Consider the following 21,979-nt stretch of genomic DNA (forward strand, 5'->3'; position numbering starts at 1 on the left):
GGTCACCTCTCCAATCCGCGTTCCCCGCCAACGCTTCGTCCGCTTAGGTTCTTGTTTTGCCGCAGATTTTTGGCGCCGAACCGGCAACCACTTCGGCGAAATCTGCTTAGGCCCCACGCCGCCACGGGGGAGCAGACCCGGGAATGCGCAGCCTGTTCGTCCTGATGTCGATCGCGGTCGCCCTCGGCTTCGTGGTCAGCGGGCTCATCAACGGCCTCGACGACCGGGCGCTCGCCCGCAGCGAGCGCGAGGCGCAACGGCGGGTCGGCGTCGCGGTGGCGGACTACGCCCGCCGGCTCGGCCTGTCGCCCGACTGGGCCGCCTATTGCCGGGCCGAGACCCGGCGCAAGCTCGCCACCTACCCCAAGGACGGCTCGATCCCCTTCGGCCTGCGCTATTCCAGCGCCGGCACAGAGGAGGTCGAGCGGGCGATCCGCGAGCGCGAGACCTACGAGCGCCAGGACCAGATCCTGTGCCTGACGCAGCTGCCGGCGAGCCTGCGCGAGCCGTAACGGCCTACAACCCGTAGCGGGCGAAGGCCGCGCGCTCGTCGAGGGCGGCGAGCGCCCCCTCGATCGCCGCGAGGCCGACCGCCCCCGGCTCGCGCCGGCGCAAGAGCCGCGACAGCAGGCCGCCGCGGACCTGCTCGACGACCGGCAGCTTCACCGTGTCGCCGAAGCGGGCACGCAGGACCGAGCGGACGTCGCCGTGGCCGTCGACGAGGCCGAGCGCCAGGCCCTGGCGCCCGGTCCAGACCGCGCCGGAGAACAGCTCGTCGGGATCGCCCGTGAGACCGGGCCGGCGGCTCGTCACCAGCTCGGTGAACATCGCCTGCACGTCGGCCTGGATGGTCTTCAAGCGCGCGACGTCGTCCGGGTTCTCCGGTCGGAACGGATCGAGCATCGCCTTGGCCTTGCCGGCGGTGTGGACCCGGCGCTCGACGCCGAGGCGCTCGATCAGCCCTGTGAAGCCGAAGCCGGCCGAGACCACCCCGATCGAGCCGACTAGGGAGGAGGGATCGCAGAAGATCTCGTCGGCCGCGCAGGCGATCATGTAGCCGCCCGACGCCGCGACGTCCTCCACGAAGGCGAGGACCGGCACCCCGGTTTCGGTGGACAGGGCCCGGATGCGGCGGAAGATCAGGTGCGACTGCGCCGCCGAGCCGCCCGGCGAGTTGACGACGAGCGCCACCGCCCGGATGCCCTTCATGCCGAAGGCCCGCTCCAAGGCCGGGGCGCAGGCGCCGAGGGAGAGGCCGGCCCGCAGGGGCGAGACCGCCCCGATGGCGCCGCTCAGGCGCACGACCGGCACCACCGGGTGACGGCGGGCGAGAGCGTCGGGCAGGAGGGCGCGCAGGGCGGCGAGGGGCCGGAACGGCATGGCGGGGCGGGGTCTCCGATGGCGGACCCGACTGGTAGGCGGCCCACCCCATCCCGGCAAGCGAGCCCGGGGCCGCACCCCGGGGCCTCCGCGACCAACACTCCCCTGGCAAGACCTGCGCGAGCGGGACCTGCCCGAACAGATCCAAGTCGACCGCAAGTTTTTCACCACGTCGATTGAAGCGGGGCCGGCCGCGTCTAGATGATCCGCCAGCGCCCCTCGGACATCCGGCGGGCGTCCCGCCGCCTCGTTCCCGGCGGGAACGTGCCTCGTTGCCAAACCTACAGCCGGGGCGGCGGCGCCGAGCGCCGCGCCGCCCGAGGGAGACCGACATCATGCGTGCCCTTCGATGGATCAGCCTGGTCCTGACCCTGCTCGTCGCCGGGATCGGGCTCGGCACCAGCCGCAGCTCCGCCGCCGCCCTGCCGAGCGCCGGCGCCCTGGCGGCCGGGGCCAGCGCCGCCGCGCCGCTGGTCGACAAGGCCTATTACTACCGCCGCTACTACCGCTACCGGCCCTACCGCCGGTACTACGGCTACCGGCCGTATCGCCGCTTCTACTACCGTCCGTACTACCGGCGCGCCTATCGCCCGTACTACCGCCGGTACTACCGGCCCTATTACCGGCCGTACCGTCGGGTCTACGGCCCGCGGTTCTACTTCTAGTCCGCGCTCCCGCGCGAGCGGCCGACCGGCCGCTCCGCACCCCACCGGGCCGGAGCGGACCCGGCCGCGCCCCGACGGCGGGAAGTCGATCCAACCGGTCATCGCCGGAAACCCTGCGGCAGCACTGGCAGGACGAACGACAATCCCGCCGATCCCGCACGAAGCATTGTGGTCATGGACACGAATGCCGAGATCGTATCCATCGGTATCCCATCTCCGACCCGATGATCCGGCCCGTCCGTACATGATCGTGACATGCGGGCAGCAGAACCCGGCCGCCGCTCGATCGCGGTCTCCCGCCTGAATCCTTAGCTTCCGGAAAGTCATTTACTGGCAGTTAAGCCAGCAAGCGCCATCCTGTCACGAGATCGAGACCGACCCTGGCCTCGAAATCAGGGAGCCGCCCGGCTCCCATGCCGCGGGACCCGGCCCATGGCCGGCGTCGTGCGCCGCGGGAGATGGCAGATGGACGTACTCGTCATCGACGACAGCCAGGCGGTGCTGGCGCAGATGAAGCGGCTGCTGGAGCAGGACCGGCAGGCGGTCACCTCCATCTTCTGCAACCCGCTGCTGGCGCTCGACGAGGCGCGGATGCGCGCCTTCGACCTCGTGCTCGTCGACTACAACATGCCCGAGATGGACGGCGCATCCGTCATCCGCGAGCTGCGGGGGATCGCGCACTACGCCCAGGTGCCGGTCGTGATGTTCACCAGCGAGGTCAGCGACGCCGTGCGCCTCGCGGCCCTCGACGCGGGCGCGACCGACTTCCTCGACAAGCGCATCGGCCGCCTCGAACTCCAGGTCCGGCTGCGCAACCTCGTGCGGCTCGCCACCGCCGTGCGCCGCCTCGACGACCAGGCCTCCTGGCTCGCCGGCGAGGTCGAGACGGCGGTGCGGACCCTGCGCGAGCGCGAGGCCGAGATCATCTTCCGCCTCTCGCTGGCCGTGGAATACCGGGACAACGACACCGGCGACCACACCTGGCGCGTCGCCCGCTACAGCCAGATCATGGCCGAAGCCCTGGGGCTCGATGCGGAGTTCTGCCGCCGGGTCTACCTCGCGGCCCCGCTCCACGACGTCGGCAAGGTGGCGATCCCCGACGGCGTGCTGCTCAAGCCCGGCCGCCTCGACGAGGAGGAATTCGCCCTGATCCGCACCCATGCGGCGATCGGCAAGCGTATCCTGGGCGGCAGCACCTGCGAGCTGATCGGCCTCGCGGCGGAGATCGCCGAATCGCACCACGAGCGCTGGGACGGCGGCGGCTACCCGAACGGCCTGACGGGCGAGGCGATCCCGCTCGCCGCCCGGATCGTCGCCGTCGCCGACGTGTTCGACGCCCTGACCACCGAGCGCCCCTACAAGGCGGCGATGCCCTTCGGGGAGGCGCGGGCCTGCATCGCGGCGGAGAGCGGCCGCCACTTCGATCCGGCCTGCGTCGCGGCCTTCCTGTCGCGCTGGGACGACATCGTGGCGGTCGGTGCCAGCGCCTCGGCGCAGTTGCGCGACGTCCCGGTCCGGATCGAGCCCTGGGCCCGGGTGCCGTCGCTGCCCCGGGAGGTGCCCGCGGAGGCCCTGCCTCACGAGGACGCGGCGGCCTGACGCGTCCGGGGCGCCGCCCGCTCCAGGCCCATCGGCTCGCCGCTCGGCTTGTGCTCGGGGCAGGATGGCGTAAGAGTCCGGCCGTCCGAGGTGCCTCCGGGGAAGGCGCCTACCGTTTGCGAGAGTCCCGGTGGATGGCGAGTGACGGGTCGATCCGCGAGGCGCACGAGGCCGGGAACGGCCGGGCGGAGCTGCCGTACCGGCTGCGGCAGCAGGCGCTGATGGGCGCCTTCGCCCGGATGGCGTTGCAGACCCGCGACCTCGACGCGCTGCTGGCGCGGGCGAGCGAGCTCTGCGCCGAGGCCCTCGGCGCCGTGTGCTGCCAGGTGCTGGAATATCGCGCCGGCGATCACGCCTTCGTGATCCGGGCCTGCACCGGCCTCGGGGACGACCGGGTCGGGACCGATTTCACCGCCGGCGACGAGGCGACGCCGGCGGCCTACGCCTTCCGTACCGGTGCCGGCGTGCTCGCCAACGGGATCCGGCCCGGGACCGAGCATCACGGCGCGCGTTTCCACCTGCCGGAGGCCCTGGCGCCCGCCGGCCCCTGCCACGCCGTCAACGTGCCGATCGCGCTCGGTGACGAGAGCCGGCGCGCCTACGGGGTGCTGGAGGCCTGGGGCACCGAGAGCCATGGCTTCGACCGCGCCGACCAGGAATTCCTCGCAGGCTTCGCCGGGCTGATCGGCATCGCGGTCGAGCGCCACCAGGGCGATGCGCGCCTGCGCGACGCCCTCGACCACCAGGTGCAGCTGACCCGGGAGATGAGCCACCGGGTCAAGAACAGCCTCGGCGTGGTGGCGGGCCTGCTGCGGCTCCAGGCGCGGGACGCCCAGTCCGAGGAGGTGCGCCACGCCCTCGAGGATGCCGGCGCGCGCATCGCCACCGTGGCCGAGGTGCACGACCACCTCTGGCGCGGCATCCACCAGCTCGGCATGGTCGAGCTGGCCGACTTCCTGCGCGAACTGGTGGCGAAGCTCCGGGAGGAAGCGCCGGGCCACGATCTCGCCTGCGAAGCCGACTCGAAGGTGATCAGCGCCGACCAGGCGATCCCGATCGGCCTCGTGGTCAACGAGCTGGTGACCAACGCGGTCAAGCACGCCTACCCGCACGGCACCGGGCCGGTGCGGGTCGCGCTCTCGGTGCGCGAGGAGGGCCTGCGCCTCTCGGTCCGCGACGACGGCGTCGGCCTGCCGCCGGGCTTCGACGTGTCGATGCGCCAGCGCTCGCTCGGCCTCAAGATCATCGCCAGCCTGATCCGCCAGCTCGACGGGCGCCTCAGCACCGGGGAGGGCGGGCCGGGGGCGCATTTCGTGCTGGACATTCCGCTGGCGTGAGGCGGCCGAGGCGGCGCTCACGGTAAGCCGCGGACCTTACCCTCGTCCCCGCGGGCGCAAGGACTGTCCGGGGAAAGAAGCCGCGCCGAGATTCCCCTCTCCCCGCGGGGCGGGGAGAAGAGAAGACCCGCGCCAGTTCTCTTCGTCGGGAATCCTGTGCCGTCGCCGCCTCACGCCGCCCGCACCGGCCGCACCGGGATTTCCTCCGCCAGCGCCGGCAGGGCGTCCATCACCCGGCTCGCCGGGAAGGTGACGATGACCTCGGTGCCCTCGCGCGGGCGCGACTTCAGCTGGAAGCCGCCGCCATGCAGGTCGACGAGGCCCTTGACGATCGGCAGGCCTAAGCCCGAGCCCTGCTCGGCGGTCTTGATCGCGAGCGAGCCGCGGCCGAAGGACGACATCACGGTCGGGATCTCGTCCTCGGGGATCCCCGGGCCGGTATCCTTCACGCTGAGGTACTGGCCGCCCGACGAGGTCCAGCCGACCTTGATGGTGATCTCGCCCCCCGGCGGCGTGAACTTGATCGCGTTCGACAGGACGTTGAGCACGATCTGGCGCAACGCCCGCTCGTCGGCCCAGAGCCGCGGCAGGGTGGGGTCGATGAGCTCGCGGAAGGTCTGGTTCTTGGCCCGCGCGCGCAAGCTCATCATGTGCCGGCTCTCCTCGACCACGTAGGCGAGGTGCAGCGCCTCCTCGTTGAGCTCGTAGCGCCCGGCCTCGATCCGCGAGAGGTCGAGGATCTCGTTGATCAGGTTGAGCAGGTGCAGGCCGCTGTCGTGGATGTCGGTCGAGTATTCCCGGTAGGAGGCCGCGGAATGCGGGCCGAACACCTCGTTCTTCATCACCTCCGAGAAGCCCAGGATGGCGTTGAGCGGCGTGCGCAGCTCGTGGCTCATGGTGGCGAGGAAGCGGGACTTGGCGAGGTTCGCCTCCTCGGCGCGCCGGCGCGCCTCGTCGGAATTGGCCTTGGCCTGCTCCAGCTCGCCGAAGATCGCGTCCTTCTCGGCCCGCGATTGCAGGGCCGCGACCGTCGAGGCGTGCAGGTGGTTCGACAGGAACAGGAAGAACAGCTGCGCGCAGACCGCCATGCCGACGAGCAGGACCGATTCCGCCCCGCGCGACAGGCACAGGAGCGCGGTGGTGGCGGCGCTGAGCGGCAACAGGCCCGCATAGGCGCCGAGCGGCACCGTGGCGGCGAGCATCGTGGTCACCGCGGCCACGATGACGAGGACGAACATCACGAAGGTGCGGGCGTTCGCGGCGTCGACCTGGAGCAGCATCAGCGTCAGGAGCGCCCAGGCGAGGCTCTGGACCACCTCGCCGACGATCACCCGCCGGCGCGAGGCCGGCAGCGACAGCGCGTCCGGGTCCTGGCGCAGGAAGGCGCGCGCGAGCGCGGTGTTGCCGGCGATCACCGCCAGCACGCCGAGACACCAGGTGCCGCTGAGCAGCACCGGCGCCCAGAACACCGAGGCCGCGGCGATGCAGCAGGTGAGCACCACCAGCGGCAGGCAGGCGCCGATGCGGTACTGGGCGTAGACGCGCAGCAATTCGTAGTCGAAGGCGCGCTCGAGCCCGATCGACGAGGTCAGCCGCTCGCGGGCGGAGCGCACGTCCCGCGCGACCTTGCGCCGCCGGGCCGCCTCCTCCGCCGTCGGGCCGCGCCCGCGCTGAACCATTTCCGCCGTGACTTCGGACATCGCGATCGGGTCTGCCGCTCCCTCGCCGCCTGACACCGTGGGCTGGTCGGGGAGAGGCTGACCGAATTTCGTTAAGGTCCTCCTGCCGCGACCCCGAGAATGCGACGCGATCGGCCGCCCCGCCCTGCCGTTGCGACACTCACGGGGGCGTGCGCTGGCGCACATCGGCCAGGCTTGCCGCGGGTCCAGGAGCGGCCGCACACAGAGCAGGCCTGGAAACGTTCCAGCCTCTCGTCGGAAGCGCACGATGACGAAGCTCACCCTCAACGGCCGGACCTACGAGGTCGAGGCCGATCCCGAGATGCCGCTCCTCTGGGCGATCCGCGACCATCTCAACCTCACCGGCACGAAGTACGGCTGCGGCATCGCGCAGTGCGGCGCCTGCACGGTCCACGTCGACGGGCAGCCGGTGCGCTCGTGCCAGACCCGCCTCGGCGATGTCGGCGAGGGCAAGATCACCACGATCGAGGGAATCTCCGGCCCGGTGGCCGAGGCGGTCCGCACCGCCTGGCGCAGCCTCGACGTGGTGCAGTGCGGCTACTGCCAGTCGGGCCAGATGATGTCGGCGATCGGGCTCCTCTCGGAGAACAAGAAGCCGAGCGACGCCGACATCGACGCCGCTATGGACGGCAACGTCTGCCGCTGCGGCACCTACCAGCGCATCCGCGCGGCGATCCACGACGCCGCCCGCTCCCTCGCCTGACCGGGACGCCGCCATGCTGAACCACAGCCTCAAGACTCGCGACCACGCCGTCACCTCGCGCCGCGCCTTCCTGCGCGGCTCGGCCGCCGCCGGCGGCGCCCTGGTGATCGGGCTCCACCTCGACCCGAAGGGCGCGCGGGCCGCGGGCGGCCCCGACCTGTCGAAGGCGCCGGCGAAGCCCAACGCCTTCGTGCGCATCGCCGCCGACGACACCGTGACGGTGGTGATCAAGCACCTCGACATGGGCCAGGGCAACACGACGGGACTCGCCACCATCGTGGCGGAAGAGCTCGACGCCGACTGGGCGCAGATGCGCGCCGTCTTCGCGCCGGCCGATGCCAGCCTCTACAACAACCTCGCCTTCGGGCCGATCCAGGGCACCGGCGGCTCGACCGCGGTGGCGAATTCCTGGATCCAGCTGCGCAAGGCCGGGGCCGCCGCCCGCGCGATGCTGGTCGCGGCGGCAGCCGACGAGTGGAAGGTGCCGGCCGGCGAGATCACCATCGAGAAGGGGGTGCTGCGCCACGCGAGCGGCAAGGCGGGCCGCTTCGGCACCTTCGCCGCCAAGGCGGCGGTGCAGCCGGTCCCCGAGAACCCGGCGCTGAAGGACCCGTCCGCCTTCCGGCTGATCGGCACGAAGCTGCCGCGGCTCGATTCGAGCGCGAAGACCGACGGCAGCGCGCAATACGCCCTCGACGTGCGCCGGCCGGGCCAGCTCACGGCGCTGGTCGCCCGCCCCCCGCGCTTCGGCGCGCCGCTGAAGAGCGTCGACGACAAAGCCGCCAAGGCGGTGCCGGGCGTGGTCGAGGTCGTGCGGATCCCGAGCGGCGTCGCGGTCGTGGCGCGCGACACCTGGTCGGCGATGAAGGGCCGCGAGGCCTTGACGCTCACCTGGGACGATGCCGGTGCCGAGCGGCAGTCCACCGAGTCGCAGCAGGCGGCCTACAAGGCGATGGCCGACAAGCCCGGCCTCGTCGCCTCGAAGCGGGGCGATGCCGCGGGCGCCATCAAGGGCGCCGCCAAGGTGCTGGAGGCGGAGTTCAGCTTCCCCTACCTGGCGCACGCCCCGATGGAGCCGCTCAACGCCACGATCGAGCGCGCCGCCGACGGCGGCTACGAGATCTATGCCGGCTCGCAGTTCCAGACCATCGAGCAGGCGGTCGCCGCCGGCATCCTCGGCACCACCGCCGACAAGATCCGCATCACCACGTTGTGGGCCGGCGGCTCGTTCGGCCGGCGCGCCACGGCCTCGGCCGACTACATCGCGGAGGCCGCCGCGATCCTGAAGGCCACTGGCGAGAAGGCGCCGATCCATCTCGTCTGGACACGCGAGGACGACATCACCGGCGGCTACTACCGCCCGGCCGCCTATCACCGCATCCGCGCCGGCCTCGACGCCAAGGGGGCGATCACCGGCTGGGAGCACAAGATCGTCGGCAAGTCGATCATCATCGGCACGGCGCTCGAGGCGATGATGGTCAAGGACGGGGTCGACGCCACCACCGTCGAGGGCGCGTCCGACACGCCCTACGCGCTCCCGGCCTACCGGTTCGAGGTCCACAACGCCCGCGAGGGCGTGCCGGTGCTGTGGTGGCGCTCGGTCGGGCACTCGCACACCGCGCAGGCGATGGAGGTGTTCGTCGACGAGCTGGCGCACGCCGCCGGGCAGGACCCGGTCGCCTACCGGCTCGGCCTGCTGAAACAGGCCCCGCGGCTCTCGGCCGCGCTGACGCTCGCCGCCGAGAAGGCGGGCTGGAGCGCCCGCGACTCGAGGCCCGGGCGCGGCTACGGCGTCGCCGCGCACGAGTCGTTCGGCTCCTACGTGGCGATGGTGGCCGACGTGACGGCGGAGGCCGGCAAGGTGAAGGTCAACCGCATCGTGGCGGCTGTCGATGTCGGCGTGGCGGTGAACCCGGACATCATCCGGGCCCAGGTCGAGGGCGCGGTCGGCTTCGCGCTCTCGGCGGTGCTTCGCAACAAGATCACCTTCAAGGACGGCCAGGTGCAGGAGAAGAACTTCGACGCCTACGAGCCGACCCGGATGAGCGAGATGCCGAAGGTCGAGGTTCACATCGTGCCGTCGGCCGCCGCCCCCACCGGCATCGGCGAGCCCGGCGTGCCGGTGCTCGCGCCCGCGATCTCGAACGCGGTCTTCGCCGCCACCGGCCAGCGCCTGCGCTCGCTCCCCCTCGACCTCACGGCGCTCCGTGGTGTGTGATCGCGCCTTGCGGCGCTCCGCGGCGTGTGATCGCGCACCACACCCTTAACCAGCGCCCTATATGAGGGGGATGACTTCCAGTTTTGGACCCGAGACGACTTCAGGGTGCGGCGCGAGCCGCACCCTTTTTTCATCCGCGCCGGACTTCGTCGAGACCGCCGAGCGGGTGCGCGCCTGCCGCCTCTGCCGCGAGGCGCCGCGCCACGGGCCGCCGCTTCCGGTCGAGCCGCGGCCGATCGTGCAGGGCACGGGCCGCGCGCGGATCTGCATCGCCAGCCAGGCCCCGGGCAACCGGGCGTTCCAGAGCGGAGTGCCGTTCCAGGACCCCTCCGGCAAGCGCCTGCGCGACTGGCTCGGCCTCGACGAGCCGGCCTTCTACGACCCTGATCTCGTGGCGATCGTCCCGATGGGCGCCTGCTTTCCCGGCCACGACGCCAAGGGCGGCGACCTGCCGCCGCGGCGCGAATGCGCCGAGACCTGGCGCGCGCCGCTGCTCGCCGGCCTGCCGAACCTGGAGCTGATCCTGCTGATCGGGCAGTACGCGCAGGGCTGGCATCTCGGGCGCCAGCCCGGCGGCCTCACCGGCACGGTGGCCCGCTGGCGCGAGTTTTTTTCGGAAAGTCGGCGCCCCCGCCTGCTGCCGCTGCCCCATCCCTCCTGGCGCAACACGCCGTGGCTGAAGAAGCATCCGTGGTTCGAGGCGGAGCTGCTGCCGGTGCTGCGGGCGGAGGTGGCGCGGTTGGCTGGACGGGCTTGATTCCCGGGCGCGCTCCCATGATGGGGTGCGTACGACATTTCCTTCCGTGACGGAGGTCCCGTGCCCGAGCCCATCAGCCCCCGCGACCGCCTGATCGTCGCCCTCGACATGGCGAGCACCGACGAGGCCGAGCGCCTGATCGACCGGATCGGCGACGCCGCGAGCTTCTACAAGATCGGCTACCGCCTCGGCTATGCCGGCGGCCTCAGCTTGGCCGAGCGGCTGGTCCGGGGCGGCCACAAGGTGTTCCTCGACCTCAAGCTCCACGACATCGGCAACACCGTCGAGGAGGGGGTGCAGTCGCTGGCCGGGATCGGCGCCACCTTCCTCACCGTGCACGCCTATCCGCAGACCATGCGGGCTGCGGCCAGCGGGCGCGACCGGGCGGGCACCGGCCTCAAGATCCTCGGGGTCACGGTGCTCACCTCCTACGACGATGCGGATGCGCGCGAGGCCGGCTACGCGCTGACGGTCGCCGACCTCGTCGCGGTGCGCGCCGCCGCCGCCAAGGCGATCGGTATCGACGGCATCGTCTGCTCGGCGGCGGAGGCGCCGCAGGTGCGGGACATCCTCGGGCCCGACCGCCTGATCGTCACGCCCGGCATCCGCCCGGCCGGCGCCGCGATCGGCGACCAGAAGCGGGTCGTGACCCCGGCGGAAGCGATGCGCTCCGGTGTCGACCACGTCGTCGTCGGCCGGCCGATCACCGGGGCGGCCGACCCGCGCGACGTCGCCCGCCGCATCGTCGACGAGATGGCGGCGGCGCTCTAGAGCAGCGCCCGATCGCGTTGTGATCGGGCGCTGCTCCAGGTCTTCGGACTTGCCGCGTTTTCCTCGACGAACCGGCATCCACTTCGTCGGAAGATGCTCTAGTTCGAGCGCTGACAACAACGGGAGGGTGTGAATGGCGAAGGGATACTGGATCGGCCGCGTCGACGTCTCGAACCCGGAGGCCTACAAGAACTACGTCGCGGCCAACGGCGTCGCCTTCGCCAAGTACGGCGGGCGCTTCCTGGTGCGCGGCGGCGCGTTCGAGGCTGTGAGCGGGTCGAGCCGCGCCCGCAACGTGGTGATCGCGTTCCCGAGCTACGACCAGGCCCTCGCCTGCTGGAACTCGCCCGAGTACCAGGCCGCCCGCGCCAAGCAGGAGGGCGGCGCCGAGATCGACCTCATCGTGATCGAGGGCTACGACGGGCCGCAGCCGGGCGAGGCCTGATCCATGGCGTCGGGCGGCTCCTCGGCAGGCGGGTCTTCGCGATGGGGCTGGCGCAGGATCCTGCGCGCGGTCCTCACGGTCGTGCCGCCCCTCGTCGGGGTGTTCCTGATCGGGCAGGCGGTGGTGGCCTCGATCGGCGGCGACATCCGCCGCTGGGAGTTCGTGCTCGGGGCGGTCTGCCTGTGCCTGACCTTCTCCGGGCGGCTGGTGCCGGAGGAGTGAATTCGCGTAGCGCCCCCGTAAAAATGAAGGCGCGGGATCCCCTCTCCCGTGTGGGAGAGGGGTAGGGGCGATCGGAGATCGCGCGAGGGTGGCGCGCTTCCGCAGAAAGCGCTGAGCATCGTGCTGGTAGCGGTACGGCTCAGATCTATCCTGAAACGCGCCACCCTCACCCCTGACCCCTCTCCCACACGGGAGAGGGGGACGCGCTTTGCTTGTGAATGCTGAAGCAGCGGAGACCGAAAGGTCGCTCGGGGCCCATCAGTGGAACCACCCCAGCCCCGACCCCTTTCCCTCACACCCCGCAAGCCCGGATCACCCCCATGCGCGACAACCCGGAGCGGAGCCGGTTCGAGCTCGAGGTGGACGGCGAGGTCGCCTACGCCGATTACCGCCGCCAGCCCGGCACCCTCGTCATCGCCTACGTCTACGCGCCCCCAGCTTTGCGCGGCACCGGCACCGCCGACCGATTGATGCAGTCGGTCGCCGAGACCGCCCGGGCCGAGGGCGCGCGCATCCGGCCGCTCTGCGGCTACGCGGCGGCGTGGCTGAGGCGCCACCGCGAGCATCGCGACCTGCTGGCCTGAGATCGCTTCGCCAGGATCAGCCGGCCATGTCGAGCGGCGGCGCGAGCCCGGCCGGCAGCGGGCTGACATAGGGCGTGCGGGAAAGCCGCTCGGCGTGGTCGGCCTTGGCGCGGGCGAGGAGATCGGGGTTGCGCAGGACATCGACCGCGGTGCCGGCCATCGCCTTGGCGACGTGGATCATGCCCTTGTGCGCCGCCGGGGTCTTTCCTTGAGCGGTCATCTGCCAGGAATGGCCCGGCGTGCCGATGGCGTAGGTGGCGCCGCGGGCCTGCACCGTCGGCACCGCCCAGCTCACGTCGCCGACATCGGTTGAGCCCATCATCCGCTCGCCCACCGCGCCGAGCGGCACGATCGTGTCGCAGAGCGGCGCGTCGGTCACCGGCAGGCCGAAGCGGCGATGGGCCGAGACGATGTCCTCACCTGTCAGCGTCGCCCGGATCTCTTCCGCGAAGGCGCGGTCCTCGGCGTCGAAGGGCGGGGGCCCGAGCCGCATCAGGTTGGCGTGGAGCGCCTGCTCCAGCGGCGGGTTCGCCAGCAGGTTCGACATCGCGCTCACCACCCGGCTCGTCATCCGGGTCTCGGTCATCAGTGCGGCGCCCTGCGCGATCTTCTCCACCCGGGCCGCGAGGTCGAGGAGGCCCGGCAGGTCGGCGGCGCGCACGAGGTAGCGCACGGTGGCACCGGCCTGGACGACGTTGGGGGCGATCCCGCCGGCATCGAGATAGGCGTAGTGCACCCGCGCGTCGCTCGGCATGTGCTCGCGCAGGTAGTTGACGCCGACATTCATCAGCTCGACCGCGTCGAGGGCCGAGCGCCCGAGATGGGGCGCTGCCGCCGCGTGCGAGGCCTTGCCGGCGAAGGTGAAGTCGAGGAGCTGGATCGCCAGCGATACCGGCTCCCAGATCGCCACGAACGGACCCGGATGCCAGGTGATCGCCACGTCGACGTCGGAGAAGACGCCGTCGCGTACCATGAAGGTCTTGGCCGCCCCGCCCTCTTCCGCCGGGCAGCCGTAGTAGCGCACGCGCCCCGGAAGCCCTTGCGCGGCGAGCCAGTCCTTGACCGCGGTGGCGGCGAGGAGCGCGCCCGCCCCCAGCAGGTTGTGGCCGCAGCCGTGGCCTGCGCCTTCGCCCGCGCGCGGCCGGTGCTGCGCCACGCCCGCCTCCTGGCTCAGGCCCGGCAGGGCGTCGTACTCGCCGAGGATCGCGATCACCGGACCACCCTCCCCCGCCTCGCCCATCATCGCGGTCGGGATGCCGCCGACCCCTTCCGTCACCCGGAAGCCGTGGGCGCGGAGCATGGCGGTGTGCTCGGCGGCCGAGCGCACCTCCTGGAAATTGAGCTCCGGCATCTCCCAGACCCGGTCGGAGAGGGCGACGAACGCCGCCGCGTGCTCCTCGACGTGGCGCCAGATCGCCTCGCTGTTGTGCATGTTTCCTCGCCGCGTGCGGGGCCTTGTTCGTGCCTGGCCCCCGCCCCTTGTCGCACGATGGAGGCCGGGTGCCATGCACCCGGCTCAGCCCAGGCTTGCGCCAGGTTAGCGCTTGCGCTTCGCCAGGGCCCGGTCGACGAAGTCGAGCCGGTCCTGGCCCCAGAACAACTCGCCGTCCAGCACGATGGTCGGCGAGCCGAACACCCCGAGGCGCTCCGCCTCCTCACCGTAGCGGCGGTACGCGGCCTGGACCGGCTCGCTCTGCTCGGCCGCGACCAGGGCGGCGCCGTCGTAGCCGTTCTCGTCGGCGATGGTGCGGCGCACCTCGGCGTCGGAGATGTCGCGCTCCTCGGCCCAGAGTGCGCGCAGGATCGCGTGCGAGAGCGGGAAGGCGTCGAGCCCGGCTGCTTGAGCCGCGATCACCGTCCAGCCGGCATGCTTGTTCCAGTTCGGCGCCGGGTTCTGCATCGGATAGTAGCGGGGCGTGACGTTGAGCGGCAGGCCGAGATACTCGCTCCAGCGGGCGAGCTCGACGGCATGGTAATCGCGTCGCGGCTGCGGCCGGGTCCGGATCGGCACGCCGCCGGTCTTCGGCACCACCTCCTGGAAGTCGAAGGGCTTGAGCACCAGCCGGGCGCGATGGCGGCGCACGATGTCCTGGAGCCGCGGCCCGCCGAGATAGGACCAGGGCGAGGACAGGCTGTAGAAGCAGGACAGTTCGACCATCGGGGACCTCCAGACGAGATGGGCATCGATATCCACCAGGAGAGCGCGGCCGTGAAGGGTCTAACGGCCCTCGCCGCCGAGGTGCGGCGCGACCTCGCCCGCCTCAACCACCCGCCGAATCCCTGGACCCTGCCGGTCGCAGGTCCCGATGCGCGCCCCGCCCTCGACGTGCTGGTGGTCGGCGCCGGGATGTGCGGCCAGACCGCGGCCTTCGCGCTCCTGCGCGAGGGCGTGTCGAACATCCGGGTGATCGACCAGGCGCCCCGCGGCGCCGAGGGGCCGTGGGGCACGTTCGCCCGGATGGAGACCCTGCGCTCGCCCAAGCACCTCACCGGCCCGGATCTCGGCATCCCCTCCCTCACCTTCCGCGCCTGGTGGGAGGCGCAAGCGGGCGAGGAGGGCTGGCGCGACCTCTACAAGATCCCGCGCCTCGACTGGCTGCGCTACCTCCTGTTCGTGCGCGACACCGTCGGCGTACCGGTGGAAAACGAGACGCGGCTGACGCGGCTGTGGCCGGCGGGCGGGCTGATCGGGGCGGCGATCGAGGGCCCAGCCGGCTCCGAGACGATCCACGCCCGCAAGGTGGTGCTGGCCTGCGGCCGCGACGGCTCGGGCGGGCGGCGGATGCCGCCCTTCGCGGCGGGGGCGGAGGGCCGCGTGTTCCACTCCTCCGACCCGATCGACTTCTCTCGCTTCCGCGGCGGCCGGGTCGCGGTGCTCGGCGCCTCGGCCTCGGCGATCGACAACGCCGCCACGGCACTCGAGGCCGGCGCCGCCGACGTGACGCTGTTCGTGCGCCGCTCGCACTTCCCGCAGGTCAACAAGTCGAAATGGGCCGCCTTCCCGGGCTTCCTGCGCGGCTACGCCGCCCTCGACGACGCCCGGCGCTGGGCCTTCACCGGCTACATGATGGGCGAGGGTACGCCGCCGCCGCACGAATCGGTCCTGCGCTGCACCCGCCACCCGAACTTCGCGGTGCGGTTCGACGAGGGCTGGAGCGGGATCGAGGAGCGGCCCGACGGCCTGGTCATCGAGACCGCGAAGGGCCGCTATCCGGTCGAGGCCGCCGTGGTGGCGGTCGGCTTCGACGTCGACCTGGCCCGGCGGCCGGAGCTGGAGGCCTTTCGCGAGGCGGTGCTGACCTGGGGCGAGCGGGTCCCGCCGGAGGAGGCCGCGGCGCACCCGGAGGCCGCGCGCTTCCCCTATCTCGGCGACGGGATGCAGATGCTGGAGCGGGTGCCCGGCCAGCTGCCGGAACTCGGCCTGCTGCACGTCTTCAACTGGGGCGTCACCCTCAGCCACGGCGCGCTCGCAGGCGACATCCCGGGCCTCGGCATCGGGGCGACGCGGCTGGCGCAGGCGCTGGTGCGCGACCTCTTCGTCGCGCAGGCCGACGCGCACTTCCCCCGCATGATGGCGCACGAAGATGCCGAGCTGGCGCCGACGCCGTTCTTCGTCGAGCGGGCGGAGCGGTGAGCGGTCCTGAGCAGACATTGCGTCGGCAGGCCGACGCTTCGTCCGCTCAGGTTCTTGTTCTACCGCAGATTTTCGGCGCCGAACCGGCAACCGCTTCGGCGAAATCCGCTTAGCGGGCCACCGGCCTGGCCGCGGGCTTCGCCGGGGCCGGCGGCGCGGCACCGGCCGCCGCCGCGGCGGGCTTTGCCGGGGCCGGCGGGCGCGGGGTCTCGACCGCGAGGCGGCGCACCGGCCAGCCGTCGCTCCAGCGCTCCATGTCGATGAAGCGCGGGTTGCTCTTCAGGCTGGCGGCGTTCTGGCCCGAGAACGCGGCGGCCGCCGCCATGTCGAAGGTCTTCCAGAAGGCGAGGTAGTCGAGGCTGTCGACGCCGGCGGCGTTGACCTGACCGACCAGCACCGTCTGCTCGCCGGTGAGGGTCATGTCGGCCGACCACTTGAACGGGGCCGGCTTCTGCTTCGGGTCGGGGGCGGGCAGCTTCAGCTGGCCGACGTCGTAGGCCGGGTTGCCGCCGGCCGGCGCGGCCAGGGTCGCCGAGAGCGCCGGGAAGCCGTGATCGTCGGAGAGGGCGCGGACCATCAGCTTGTGGTCGGTCGGCACCGCGCTCGCGTCCCGCATCACCCGCCGGGCGGCGATGTCGGCGGCGCGGGCGTCCCGGTCGCCGATCACCGTGACGATGAGCGTGGCGGGATCGATGGCGTTGAGGTCGTGGAGCGCGATGCCCCGGGCCTTGTCGTCCCGGGCGATGCCGCCCGGCATGGCGCCGAAGATCAGCCGCGGCACCGGCAGGCCGGTCTCCTTGGCACGGGCCGCGAGGTTCGCCGCCAGCGGCACGCCGGCGAGGTGGCCGATCAGCGCCACCCGGCTCACGTCGGGCTTGGCCTCCTGGTCGTTGGCGAGCTCGGCGAGCGCGTCCTTGACCAGGGTCGCGGCGAGGCCGCTCGCATCCACCGGCCGGGTGCGGCCCACCTCCTGGAAGCGCGGGAACAGCACGAGGTAGCCCGAGCGCGCCAGGTGCTCGATCCAGGCGCCGTAGGCCTGCGGGTTCACCGCGCCCCAGGCGTGCAGCAGCACCGCCACCGGCCGCCCCTGCGCCGGGGCCGCGCCGTTGCCGTAATAGGCGAGCGTCACCGCGCCGGCCCGGCCGAGCGCCCGCTTCACCACGCTCGCGGCGGCGTAGGCCTGGCCTCCCGGCCCCTCCTTCGGCTGGGCGGGCGGCGTGGCGGCCCCCGCGCTCGCGGCCCCGAACGCCGCGAGGGCGAGGGCGAGCGGAAGGGCGAGGCGGATGCGGGAGAGCGGAGGCATGAGGCTGGGGGGCTGGCGGCTCGGGAGGCGCACCCCACACTGTTTCGCGCCCGCACTCAAGGCACGATCGCACCGGTACACCATGGTTCTGGAACTTGTCGCTTCCGCGGTACAGTCACGCCCCGATCTGACGGAGCTGAGGGCCGGGTACGGCCCGGTCTAGCCCCGCCCCTCCGCCTCGTCGCCGAGCACGGTATGCAGCCGGCCGATCAGGGCGTCGAGTTCCTGCGGCACCGGCTCGTCGGTCACGTCGGTGTACATCGCCCGCAAGTCGTGCCCGAGCTTGGCAAGCAGCAACGCGTCGGCGAGCGACGACGCCGTCGAGTGCGTCTGGCCGAAGCTCGCTGCGTGATTGCTCGGAATCAACTTCATGGCGCGATTACGGGAACGAGGGTCCCGGCTCCGTCAGTAATAAAGAGATGGGGTCTGCGGCGCTGACCGGCACCGCACCTCCCGATGACTTGGTGTTGATTTCCCAGTGCCGGTTCGCCGGCTCGCATGGGACAACGCGCTTCCTGGGGGGCAGTTGCGCCCGATTTTCGGGCACGCACACGGAACGGATGCAGCCCCGAGGGTCTCCCCTCGGGGCTGCAATCCGATCTTCGTGCGATTCGCGCGGGTTAATCCCGGTTAACCATGACCGTAACCGGCAGTGCGCTCGCCGCTTACATCGGCGGCGTCAGGCCGTCCTTGCCGACCGAGATGCTGCGCGCCTCGAACCGGTCGCCGTCGCGGACCGCCGCGGCGAAGACCTTGGCGCCCGGCTTGAGCACCGCCCGGTCGGCCGGCTCCAGCATCACGACCGGGGTGCCCGGCGGCACCGCGACGGCGAGGCTCTGGCCCTTGTAGGAGACCGTGAGGGTGCGACCGCCCCCGACGCTGGTGCCGCTGCCGCCGACGGTACCGTTGGTCATGCTGGTCTCGACTTCCGGAGCCTTGACCGTGCCGTTGGTCATGCTGGTCTCGACCGGGCCGCTGCCGGCGCCGTCGGGCAGCTTGTCCCACGGGTAATGGCCCTCGCCGGCGCCGCGCAGGGCCTCGGGGAAGATCAGCACCTCAAGGGCGACCGGCGGGTCGCCGGGCTTAGTCCCGGCCTTGGCGGCGGTGCCGATGAAGCTGCCGTCCTTGACTTGGTCGAGGCTCGCCGGCGCCAGCTGCGCCACCCGGGTGCCGGCGCCGAGGAGGATCGTCTCGGTCGCGCCGGCGCGGGTGCGGATGGTGACCGCGTCTCCCTCGACGCGCTCGATCGTGCCGCGCAGGCGCTCGACCTGCGGCGCGGCCAGGGCGGCGGCGCTCGCCGCGAGGGTCAGGCCGGCGGCCGCGATCGTCGTGAGGATTTTCATGAAAGCTCCGGAACCAGCGACTTTCGGGACTCGGGCTCCGAAACAGAGGGAGCCCCGGCTGTTATGGTCCGCACCCCCGGCGCCGGCCATCGTCTCGCGCACAAGTGATCGCGCGGGAGACTTGTGATCGCGCGGGAGACTTGGCCTCACGCGTCCTCGTCCTCCTCCGGCTCCAGGGTCGCCTTGACGGTGTCGAGCACCCGCCGGGCGAGGTCGGAATCCGGGTCCTCGCGGGTCAGGGCGTCCTCCAGCATGGCGAGGAAGCCGCCGAGCTGGTGCCGGTAATGGTCGGAATCGACGCCGCGCAGGATGCCGGCGACGAACCGCACCGCCATCTGCAACGCCACCTGCTTGGCGGCGACGTCGGATTGCGCCTCGGAGAGCCGGGCGATCATCTCGCCGTGGCGGGCCGAGAGCGTGGTCAGGCCGTTGATCTTGTCGTCCGGGCTCATCGCGAGCTCCCCCGAGAATGGGACGGGGGCCTTTCCCGCCGGAAAAGGCCCCCGTCGTGATGGCGGTCCGGGCGAGCCTGTCACGGGCTCCCCGGTCTGCGGAACCTCTCCCTCCGGATTCATCCGGGGGGAGAGGACCAATCCTCACGCCGCGAGCTGGCGCAGGACGTAAGGAAGGATGCCGCCGTTGCGGAAGTACTCCAGCTCGTCGAGCGTATCGATGCGGCAGGTCAGCGGGACCTCCTTCACCGAGCCGTCGGCAGAGGTGATCTTGGCGGTGAGCGTCTGGCGCGGCTTCAGCTCGCCGGCCAGGCCCTCGATCGTCACGGTCTCGTCGCCCTTCAGGCCGAGCGAGGCCCAGGAGGTGTCGCCCTGGAACACCAGCGGCACCACGCCCATGCCGACGAGGTTCGAGCGGTGGATGCGCTCGAAGCTCTCGGCGATGACGGCGCGCACGCCCAGCAGCTTCGTGCCCTTCGCCGCCCAGTCGCGCGACGAGCCGGTGCCGTACTCCTTGCCGGCGAACACCACCAGCGGGGTGCCCTCCCGCTCGTAGCGCATCGCCGCGTCGTAGATGAACATCCGCTCGCCCGACGGCTGGTAGAGGGTGTAGCCGCCCTCGACCACGGAGCCGGACTCGTCGCGCACCATCTGGTTCTTGATGCGGATGTTGGCGAAGGTGCCCCGCATCATGACTTCGTGGTTGCCGCGGCGGGTGCCGTACTGGTTGAAGTCCTGCACCCGGACCTGGTGCTCCTGGAGGTAGTGGCCCGCCGGAGACGCCGCCCGGATGTTGCCGGCCGGCGAGATGTGATCGGTGGTGATCGAGTCGAGGAACAGGCCGAGGATGCGGGCATTGACCACGTCCTCCACCGGCTTCGGGGTCTTCTCCATCCCGACGAAGTACGGCGGGTTCTGGACGTAGGTCGAGCCGCCGTTCCACGCGAAGGTCTCGGCCTCGGTGACCTCGACGTCCTTCCAGTTCTGGTCACCGCCGAACACGTCGGCGTAGCGCGACTTGAACAGGCCCGAGGTGATGTTGGCCTCGATGAACTCCTGCACCTCGGCGGTCGAGGGCCAGATGTCCTTCAGGTAGACCGGCTTGCCGTCGGAGCCCGTGCCGAGCGGCTCCTTGGTGATGTCGATCTGCATCGAGCCGGCGAGCGCGTAGGCGACGACGAGCGGCGGCGAGGCGAGGTAGTTCGCCCGCACGTCGGGGTTCACCCGGCCCTCGAAGTTGCGGTTGCCCGAGAGCACCGCGGCGGCCACCACGTCGTTGTCGTTGATCGACTTCGAGATCGCCGCCGGCAGCGGGCCCGAATTGCCGATGCAGGTGGTGCAGCCGAAGCCGACGAGGTTGAATCCGAGCGCGTCGAGGCTCGGCTGCAGGCCGGCCTTGTCGAGGTACTCGGCGACCACCTGGCTGCCGGGGGCGAGCGAGGTCTTCACCCACGGCTTCGAGCGCAGGCCCTTGGCGACCGCGTTGCGGGCGAGCAGGCCCGCACCGATCATCACGCTCGGGTTCGAGGTGTTGGTGCAGGACGTGATCGCGGCGATCACCACGTCGCCGTGGCCGATGTCGAAGTTCGCGCCCTCGACGGGGTAGCGCTTGGCGATGTCGGCCGCCTTCTTGAACTCGGTCTCCATCGACTGGGCAAAGCCGGGCTTCGCGCCGTCGAGGAGCACCCGGTCCTGGGGCCGCTTCGGGCCGGCGAGCGAGGGCTTCACGTCGCCCATGTCGAGTTCGAGCGTGTCGGTGAAGACCGGATCCGGGGTCTGGGCGTCGCGCCACATCCCTTGCGCCTTGGCGTAGGCCTCGACGAGGGCGATGCGGTCGTCGGCGCGGCCGGTGACCTTCAGGAAGTCGATGGTCTTCTGGTCGACGGGGAAGAAGCCGCAGGTCGCGCCGTACTCGGGCGCCATGTTGGAGATCGTGGCACGATCCGCGACCGACATGTCGTCGAGGCCGGGGCCGTAGAACTCCACGAACTTGCCGACCACGCCCTTCTTGCGCAGCATCTGGGTGACGGTGAGCACGAGGTCGGTGGCGGTGGTGCCCTCGGGCAGCTTGCCCGACAGCTTGAAGCCGACGACCTCGGGGATCAGCATCGACAAAGGCTGGCCGAGCATCGCGGCCTCGGCCTCGATGCCGCCGACGCCCCAGCCGAGAACGGCCAGCCCGTTGACCATCGTGGTGTGCGAGTCGGTGCCGACGAGGGAATCCGGGTAGGCGACCTCATGGCCCTCGAAGGGCTTGGTCCACACGGTCTGCGACAGGTACTCGAGGTTGACCTGGTGGCAGATGCCGGTGCCCGGGGGCACGACCGAGAAGTTGTCGAAGGCCGACTGGCCCCACTTCAGGAAGGTGTAGCGCTCGCCGTTGCGCTCGTACTCGAGCGCGACGTTGTCGGCCAGCGCCTTCGGGGTGCCGAACTCGTCGACGATGACCGAGTGGTCGATGACGAGGTCGACCGGCACCAGCGGGTTGATCTTCTGCGGGTCGCCGCCGAGCGCCACCATGGCGTCGCGCATCGCCGCGAGATCGACCACCGCCGGCACGCCGGTGAAGTCCTGCATCAGCACGCGCGAGGGACGGAAGGCGATCTCGACCTCGGTCTTGCCGCGGTTCTCGAGCCAGCCGACCACGGCCTCGATGTCGGCCTTCTTGACCGAGCGATCGTCCTCGTAGCGCAGCAGGTTCTCGAGCAGCACCTTCATCGAGAAGGGCAGGCGGCTCGCGTCCGGCAGGCCGTTCTTCTCGGCCTCGGGAATCGCGTAGATGGTGTAGGTCTTCTGCCCGGCCTGGATGGTCTGGCGGGACTTGAAGCTGTCGATCGATGCCACGGCGTGGTCCTCGCGAGGGGTT

Annotated in this window: 21 protein-coding genes; 12 read left to right on the top strand and 9 right to left on the bottom strand. The window is 71.5% G+C overall.

What is annotated here, in order from left to right; genetic code table 11:
• Positions 1–143 precede the first annotated feature (143 nt).
• Entirely contained in the window at positions 144–512 is a 369-nt protein-coding gene (locus ACS5PV_RS27775) for a hypothetical protein (RefSeq protein WP_455398569.1), read from the top strand.
• A 4-nt stretch (positions 513–516) separates the two neighbouring features.
• On the opposite strand, the gene ACS5PV_RS27780 is transcribed toward ACS5PV_RS27775, so the two are convergent.
• Positions 517–1,380, bottom strand: coding sequence for a S49 family peptidase (locus ACS5PV_RS27780; RefSeq protein ID WP_455398570.1), 864 nt, complete (start codon positions 1,378–1,380; stop codon positions 517–519).
• Between the two features lie 335 nt (positions 1,381–1,715).
• On the opposite strand from ACS5PV_RS27780, the gene ACS5PV_RS27785 reads away from it, so the two are divergent.
• From ACS5PV_RS27785 to ACS5PV_RS27795, 3 genes are all read left to right on the top strand, one after another.
• The gene (locus tag ACS5PV_RS27785; RefSeq protein ID WP_455398571.1) at positions 1,716–2,045 is read left to right on the top strand and encodes a hypothetical protein; all 330 of its coding nucleotides are present in this window, start codon (positions 1,716–1,718) and stop codon (positions 2,043–2,045) included.
• 465 nt (positions 2,046–2,510) lie between these two features.
• On the top strand, positions 2,511–3,644 hold the full coding sequence (locus ACS5PV_RS27790) for an HD domain-containing phosphohydrolase (protein WP_455398572.1): 1,134 nt from the start codon (positions 2,511–2,513) through the stop codon (positions 3,642–3,644).
• A 134-nt stretch (positions 3,645–3,778) separates the two neighbouring features.
• Positions 3,779–4,981, top strand: coding sequence for a sensor histidine kinase (locus ACS5PV_RS27795; RefSeq protein WP_455398573.1), 1,203 nt, complete (start codon positions 3,779–3,781; stop codon positions 4,979–4,981).
• A gap of 170 nt (positions 4,982–5,151) precedes the next feature.
• Here the strand turns inward: ACS5PV_RS27795 and ACS5PV_RS27800 are convergent, their stop codons facing one another.
• Positions 5,152–6,681 (bottom strand): sensor histidine kinase, encoded by a 1,530-nt coding sequence (locus tag ACS5PV_RS27800; protein WP_455398574.1) that lies wholly within the window; start codon positions 6,679–6,681, stop codon positions 5,152–5,154.
• Between the two features lie 247 nt (positions 6,682–6,928).
• Between ACS5PV_RS27800 and ACS5PV_RS27805 the strand changes: the two genes are divergently transcribed.
• From ACS5PV_RS27805 to ACS5PV_RS27835, 7 genes are all read left to right on the top strand, one after another.
• Entirely contained in the window at positions 6,929–7,384 is a 456-nt protein-coding gene (locus ACS5PV_RS27805) for a (2Fe-2S)-binding protein (protein ID WP_455398575.1), read from the top strand.
• A gap of 13 nt (positions 7,385–7,397) precedes the next feature.
• Positions 7,398–9,602 carry a molybdopterin cofactor-binding domain-containing protein gene (locus ACS5PV_RS27810; protein WP_455398576.1) on the top strand — a complete coding sequence of 735 codons (2,205 nt, stop codon included), beginning with the start codon at positions 7,398–7,400 and terminating at the stop codon, positions 9,600–9,602.
• A 70-nt stretch (positions 9,603–9,672) separates the two neighbouring features.
• A complete protein-coding gene (locus tag ACS5PV_RS27815; RefSeq protein WP_455398577.1) occupies positions 9,673–10,359 on the top strand; it encodes a uracil-DNA glycosylase family protein in 687 nt (228 codons plus the stop codon).
• 60 nt (positions 10,360–10,419) lie between these two features.
• Positions 10,420–11,130, top strand: a complete 711-nt coding sequence (pyrF, locus tag ACS5PV_RS27820; RefSeq protein ID WP_455398578.1) for an orotidine-5'-phosphate decarboxylase — start codon at positions 10,420–10,422, stop codon at positions 11,128–11,130.
• Positions 11,131–11,263: 133 nt separating this feature from the next.
• The gene (locus tag ACS5PV_RS27825) at positions 11,264–11,575 is read left to right on the top strand and encodes a DUF1330 domain-containing protein (RefSeq protein ID WP_455398579.1); all 312 of its coding nucleotides are present in this window, start codon (positions 11,264–11,266) and stop codon (positions 11,573–11,575) included.
• A gap of 3 nt (positions 11,576–11,578) precedes the next feature.
• Entirely contained in the window at positions 11,579–11,797 is a 219-nt protein-coding gene (locus ACS5PV_RS27830; RefSeq protein ID WP_455398580.1) for a hypothetical protein, read from the top strand.
• A gap of 218 nt (positions 11,798–12,015) precedes the next feature.
• Entirely contained in the window at positions 12,016–12,381 is a 366-nt protein-coding gene (locus ACS5PV_RS27835) for a GNAT family N-acetyltransferase (RefSeq protein WP_455398581.1), read from the top strand.
• A 16-nt stretch (positions 12,382–12,397) separates the two neighbouring features.
• Here the strand turns inward: ACS5PV_RS27835 and ACS5PV_RS27840 are convergent, their stop codons facing one another.
• Both ACS5PV_RS27840 and ACS5PV_RS27845 read right to left on the bottom strand, forming a co-directional pair.
• Positions 12,398–13,813 carry a M20 family metallopeptidase gene (locus ACS5PV_RS27840; RefSeq protein ID WP_455398582.1) on the bottom strand — a complete coding sequence of 472 codons (1,416 nt, stop codon included), beginning with the start codon at positions 13,811–13,813 and terminating at the stop codon, positions 12,398–12,400.
• Positions 13,814–13,918: 105 nt separating this feature from the next.
• Positions 13,919–14,539, bottom strand: coding sequence for a DsbA family protein (locus ACS5PV_RS27845; protein WP_455398583.1), 621 nt, complete (start codon positions 14,537–14,539; stop codon positions 13,919–13,921).
• An 18-nt stretch (positions 14,540–14,557) separates the two neighbouring features.
• Between ACS5PV_RS27845 and ACS5PV_RS27850 the strand changes: the two genes are divergently transcribed.
• Positions 14,558–16,015: an NAD(P)-binding domain-containing protein gene (locus ACS5PV_RS27850; RefSeq protein ID WP_455398584.1), complete on the top strand. Its 1,458-nt coding sequence runs from the start codon at positions 14,558–14,560 to the stop codon at positions 16,013–16,015.
• Between the two features lie 109 nt (positions 16,016–16,124).
• On the opposite strand, the gene ACS5PV_RS27855 is transcribed toward ACS5PV_RS27850, so the two are convergent.
• The 5 genes from ACS5PV_RS27855 to acnA all read right to left on the bottom strand — a co-directional run bounded on the left by ACS5PV_RS27855 (position 16,125) and on the right by acnA (position 21,957).
• The gene (locus ACS5PV_RS27855) at positions 16,125–17,318 is read right to left on the bottom strand and encodes an alpha/beta hydrolase (protein ID WP_455398585.1); all 1,194 of its coding nucleotides are present in this window, start codon (positions 17,316–17,318) and stop codon (positions 16,125–16,127) included.
• A gap of 159 nt (positions 17,319–17,477) precedes the next feature.
• Positions 17,478–17,690: a NepR family anti-sigma factor gene (locus tag ACS5PV_RS27860; protein ID WP_455398586.1), complete on the bottom strand. Its 213-nt coding sequence runs from the start codon at positions 17,688–17,690 to the stop codon at positions 17,478–17,480.
• Positions 17,691–17,983: 293 nt separating this feature from the next.
• Complete coding sequence (locus tag ACS5PV_RS27865) at positions 17,984–18,661, bottom strand: metal ABC transporter permease (RefSeq protein WP_455398587.1); 678 nt, start codon at positions 18,659–18,661, stop codon at positions 17,984–17,986.
• A 146-nt stretch (positions 18,662–18,807) separates the two neighbouring features.
• Entirely contained in the window at positions 18,808–19,113 is a 306-nt protein-coding gene (locus ACS5PV_RS27870) for a hypothetical protein (RefSeq protein ID WP_109973178.1), read from the bottom strand.
• 144 nt (positions 19,114–19,257) lie between these two features.
• Complete coding sequence (gene acnA, locus ACS5PV_RS27875) at positions 19,258–21,957, bottom strand: aconitate hydratase AcnA (RefSeq protein ID WP_455398588.1); 2,700 nt, start codon at positions 21,955–21,957, stop codon at positions 19,258–19,260.
• Between the last annotated feature and the right edge of the window lie 22 nt (positions 21,958–21,979).

It is taken from the genome of Methylobacterium sp. Gmos1 (assembly GCF_053764715.1).